The following is a 5,023-nucleotide window of genomic DNA, read 5'->3' on the forward strand; positions in this document are numbered from 1 at the left end:
ACCTCGAAGGCCGCGCCGTCGCGGCGCTCGCCGCCGGGCGCGACGACCTCGCGGCGGAGGCGGCGGACGCGATCGCCGAGCTCGAGGCCGAGCGCCGGGCGATCGACGAGGCCCGCACGCGGTTCGCCGCCGAGGTCGCCCGCATCCGCGCCACCGTCGCCGACGCCACCCGCCGGCAGGCGGAGCTGGAACGCGGCCGGCGGGTCGCCGGCGCGACGGAAGCCGTGCGGCGGCTCTCGGCCCAGACCGGCCGCGGCGACACGGCCACCCTGCGCGAGGCCGAGGCGACCCTGGCGCGCCTGCGCGCGCTCCAGGCCGAGGCGACCGACACCGAGGCGGCGCTTGCCGAGGCCGACGGCGCCGACATCGCCGAGCGCCTGGCGCGCGAGGGCTTCGGCCCGCGCACCCGCCCGACCGGCGGCGACGTGCTGGAGGGCCTGCGCCGCAAGGCCGGGCTCGCCCCGGCCGCCTGACCCACCGAGCATCCCATCCCTTTCCCGTCCCACATCAGGAGCGTGTCATGAACAACGAGACCACCCAGCATTCCGGCGCCTGGGTCACCTTCACCTACGCCGCCTTCCTCGGCTCGGCCGCGATGGTGGCCTGCGGGATCCTGTTCCTGCCGGTGGACATCTGGATCAAGGGCTACCTCGCCATGGGCGTGGTGATGCTGGTCCAATCCTGCATCACCGCGACCAAGACGGTGCGCGACGTGCATGAGGGCCGCCGCATGGTGAACCGCATCGAGGACGCCAAGACCGAGCGCCTGCTGATGTCGGTCGGCAAGGACTGATCCGGGCAGGGTCCGATCCGGGCAAGGACCGATCCGGGCAAAAATTGACCCGAGACAGGACCGACGCCCCCTCGCGAGGCCCTGCCGAAATCCCGGCCGGGCCTCGCCGGACCCGAATTTCCCCGTCCCTTCGCCAGCCGAGACGATCCGATGCCCGAATTCCCGGCGCTCGCCCCCGCTTCGCGCGGGCGCATCCCGATGCCCGTCAAGCTCGCCTACACCGCCTTCGTCGCGGTCCTGGTCCCGACCTACCTGTCCGCTTACGGCCCGACGAACTTCCTGTACTTCTGCGACCAGTCGCTGCTGCTGACCCTGGTCGGGATCTGGCTGGAGAGCCCGCTGCTCGTCGCGATGTGCGCGGTCGGCCTCGTCGCGCCGCAACTGCTGTGGGTGCTCGACTTCCTCGGCACCGCCCTCGGCTGCCCGATCACCGGGATGACCGCCTACATGTTCGATCGGAGCACCGCGCCGTTCCTGCGCGGCCTGTCGGGCTTCCACGGCTGGCTGCCGTTCCTGCTGATCTACCTGGTCGGCCGCCTCGGCTACGATTGCCGCGCCCTGCCGACCTGGACCGCGCTCGCGATCGTCACCCTGCTGGCGTGCTTCTTCCTGATGCCGCCGCCGACGCCGGAGCCGGGCCTGACCCCGGTCAACATCAACTACGTCTGGGGCATGAGCGACCGGGCGGCGCAGACCTGGGTTCCGGCCTGGGCCTGGCTCGCGGGCCTGATCGTCGGCCTGCCGACCCTGCTGTTCCTCCCGACCCACCTCGCCCTGCGCCGCTGGGCGCCGGCGCGATCGCGACCCGCTGCGGGATGACGGAACGCGCGGAGCCTCTTCCCTCCCCCGCAGAGGGGGGAGGGACGGTGGGGGGCCTGTCTTCGTTCGAGGCCCGGGAACGAGGTCGGCGTCCGCTCGGTCGAAGGCGGGGCCTTCGTCCAGAGCGATCCCGTCAGGCGCCGTCGCCGCCCGGCACCAGCGTGATCACCGTCTCCGTCGCGGCGTCGACCGCCGCGCGGGAGTACAGCAGCGGACGGTAGGCGCGCCGGGCCCAGGGCTCGGCATGGTCGGCGTAGTGCGGGCTCGCCGGGTGGCCGGATTGGCCCGGGGCGTTGACGAAGACGCCGGCATCCCAGTCGCCGACGTCGAGCACCATCCGGAACGAGGCGCCGTGCGTCATCCGGAACGTCGCGGGGTCGTACTCGGCGTGCATCACGCAGGGCCCCGCCCCCGGCATCGGCAGGGGGCCGACATCGTGGCCGGTGAAGCCGCGCGGGCCGAGCGGGTGCGCGAACAGCGCGTGGTGCAGGCGGCCCCAGGCCCAGGCCGCGGGATCGGGGCCGAGGCGGGCCGCGCAGTCCCGCCAGGCCGCCGCCAGGGTGCGTTCGACCAGCGCGTCGCGGGCGGCGCGGTCGAGCGGCGGGCGCGGCGTCTCCAGGCGGTCGAGCAGGGCCTGCAGGTCGCCCGGCGGCAGCAGGCGCCGGGTCTCTAAATCGGGCACGAGGGCGTGCAGCAGGGCCGGGCGCAGGTGGTGCACCCAGAACACTTCCACCAGCGCGGCCGAGGCCGAGCCCTCGTGCAGGTGCCCGTCGAAGGTCTCGAGCAGGGCGATCGCCCGGCGGGCCTCCGCGTCGGCGGGCGCGGCCAGCGTCGCGGCGAGGTGCGCCAGCCGCAGCGCCGGCTCGGAGACGTCGTCGCCCTGGAGCCGCTGCGAGTCGGCCGGCGCGTGCTGCGGCTGGTGCGCCAGCACCGTGCGGATGCGCCGGGCGCGCCACGGCTCGTGCCACTCGAAGCCGAGCTTCCGCGCCTCAGCCGGGTACTCCTCCGGCAGGTTCATCTCGTTGGCCGAGTAGACGAAGCCGGCGCCCGGATCGATCCGGCTCGGCAGGTCTCCCCCGTCGTGGAACCCGGCCCAGGCGTATCGGCCGTCGCCCGGCACCGGCAGCAGGCCGTCCCAGTTCGGGCGGATCGGCGCCTTGCCCGCCGTGAACCACGCGACCCGCCCGGTCACGTCGGCGTAGACCTGGTTGACGGAGGGCGCCGACCAGTGCCGCAGCGCCGCGCCGAAGGCCTCCGGCGTCGCGGCGTCGAGATAGGCCAGGCTGCCGAGATAGGCGCCGGCGCCGGGCTCGGACCACACCGTGCGGACGGCGAAGGCCTTGGCGGTGGCGCGGTCCTCGCAGATCACCGGGCCGTGGCGGGTGAAGCCGAGCGTGACCGGCTCGTCGGCCTCGCCGCGGACGGGGATGCGCTCGTGCACCCGCTCGATCGGCGCCCAGCCGCCGTCGAACCGGAACCGGTCCGGGTCGCCGGGGTCGACGTCGAGGACGAACAGGTCCTCCTGGTCGAAGGGGGCGATGGTCAGGCCGAAGGCGGCCTTGCCGTTGTGGCCGATGCTGATGCCGGGGAGCGCCGGCTCGCCGGCGCCGATCACGTCGAGCCCGGGCGCGGTGAGGTGGACGACGTAGCGCAGCGCCGGCAGGGCGTAGGCGCGGTGCGGGTCGCTCGCCAGGATCGGCCGCCCGGTGGCGCTGCGCGACGGCGCGACCGCCCAGGCGTTCGAGCCGTCGCCGGCCGGCTCGGGGTTTTCGGCGATCGTCTCGCGCCCGACGTTCCCGTGCGCGTCGACCCGGGTCCAGGCCCAGGCCGCGTCGCGGGTGGCGGCGAGCCGCGCCGGATCGAACCCGACCGGCGCGGTGGCGAGGCGGACCACGTCGAGCAGGTCGTCCGGCCAGTGCGCCGGCTCGAGATCGCCGAGCGGCATCGTCGCGTGCGGCGGGCTCAGGCCCTTGCGCAGGGCGTCGGTCTCGGCGTCGGCGCGCGCCAGCACTTGCGCGCGGGCGACCTCGGAGGCCACGTTGCGCACCAGCGCATGGCTGCGGATGCGGACCACGTCCTCGGGCGCCCACGCCGCCGGGCGCGTCCCGAGGGCGGCGAATTCCGGCGGCAGCAGGTCGGGACGCTCGAGGGTCAGGGCGACGTAGACGTTCAGCCCGGCGACGAAGGCCTCGACGATGTTCCGAGTGCGCGGATGCCCGTAGGCCGCCCACTCGGCCTCCATGTCGCCACGGTACAGGAACAGCCGCGCCGCCCGGTCCTGCGCGAGGTAGCCCGGCCCGAAATCGGCGGCGAGCAGCCCGAGGCCGCGCTTGCGCCACAGGTCGAGCTGCCACAGCCGGTCGCGGGCGGCGTTGAACCCCTGCACGCGAAAGACGTCGTCCTGCGACGCGGCGCGGAGATGCGGCACGCCGTGGCGGTCGACGCGGATCTCGGCGGGCGCGGACAGGCCCGGGAGGGTGAAGGTGGTCACGCCCGCGTCCCCTGCCCTGATGCCGCAAGCCGGGACGTCGACGGCAAGGCATCACGCCGAGATCCGCGCGCATCCCCTCGCCCCGCCTGCGGGGAGAGGGCCGCGACGACCTCGTCGTCGTCGCGGCGAGGCGGCAGCCGACGGTGAGGGGGTCTCGACGAAGGAGCCTCGTCCGTCCGCGCCCCCTCACCGCCGCTTCGGCTTCGCCGCCGCTTCCCACAGGCACGACGAGGTGCCTGCGGGCCTCTCCCCGCGTGCGGGGAGAGGGGAAGGGAGGGCCTTTCGGGCATCGGCACGCCGGCTGAAGGAGACGAAACGGACGCGGCGGCTGTCTGTCCGGTCCTCACAGAGCCACCTCGATCAGGAACGGCCCGCGCCGGGCCAGCGCCCCGCGGAACACGTCGATGAAGCTGGCTAAATTCTCCACGCGGCGCGCCTCGACGCCGAAGCCTTTGGTGAGGCTGACCCAGTCGATCGCCGGGTCGTCCAGCGTCAGCATGCCGATCGCCTTCGGGCCGGGATTGGCGGCGCCGACGTTGGCGAGCTCGTGGCGCAGGATGGCGTAGGAGCGGTTCGACCAGATCAGCGTCACCACGTCGAGGCGCTCGCGGGCCTGGGTCCACAGCGCCTGGGCGGTGTAGAGCGCGCTGCCGTCGGCCTGCAGCGCGATCACCTTGCGGCCGGGGCAGGCGATGGCGGCGCCCGTCGCCATCGGGATGCCGAGGCCGATCGCGCCGCCGCCGAGCTGGAGCCAGCTGTGGGGCGCGGCCGCATGGGTCTGCCCGAAGAAGTTGCGGCCGGTGGTGATCGACTCGTCGCAGACGATCGCGCCCTCGGGGATCAGCGCGCCGAGCACCCGGCCGATGGCGGCGTCGGCGAGCGCGCCGGCGGTCGGCAGCTCCGGGCGCGCGCCGGCGGCC

At 74.6% G+C, this 5,023-nt stretch carries 5 protein-coding genes; 3 read left to right on the forward strand and 2 right to left on the reverse strand.

Translation table 11 applies throughout. The features are described 5' to 3' along the window. The 3 genes from FV227_RS27660 to FV227_RS27670 form a co-directional block, all read left to right on the forward strand. The coding region (locus FV227_RS27660; RefSeq protein ID WP_147860384.1) for a PspA/IM30 family protein at positions 1-473 on the forward strand (473 nt) is incomplete at its 5' end. A gap of 47 nt (positions 474-520) precedes the next feature. Next, positions 521-793: a YiaA/YiaB family inner membrane protein gene (locus tag FV227_RS27665; protein WP_147729665.1), complete on the forward strand. Its 273-nt coding sequence runs from the start codon at positions 521-523 to the stop codon at positions 791-793. 150 nt (positions 794-943) lie between these two features. Then, positions 944-1,612, forward strand: coding sequence for a hypothetical protein (locus FV227_RS27670; protein ID WP_147860385.1), 669 nt, complete (start codon positions 944-946; stop codon positions 1,610-1,612). Positions 1,613-1,745: 133 nt separating this feature from the next. Here FV227_RS27670 and FV227_RS27675 read toward each other — a convergent pair whose 3' ends face one another. Together FV227_RS27675 and FV227_RS27685 are read right to left on the reverse strand one after the other, a co-directional pair. Then, the gene (locus FV227_RS27675; RefSeq protein ID WP_147860386.1) at positions 1,746-4,103 is read right to left on the reverse strand and encodes a penicillin acylase family protein; all 2,358 of its coding nucleotides are present in this window, start codon (positions 4,101-4,103) and stop codon (positions 1,746-1,748) included. Between the two features lie 343 nt (positions 4,104-4,446). After that, a partial coding sequence (locus FV227_RS27685; protein ID WP_246688383.1) for a thiamine pyrophosphate-dependent enzyme occupies positions 4,447-5,023 on the reverse strand: 577 nt, incomplete at its 5' end.

Source organism: Methylobacterium sp. WL119 (assembly GCF_008039875.1).
Lineage (GTDB): Bacteria > Pseudomonadota > Alphaproteobacteria > Rhizobiales > Beijerinckiaceae > Methylobacterium.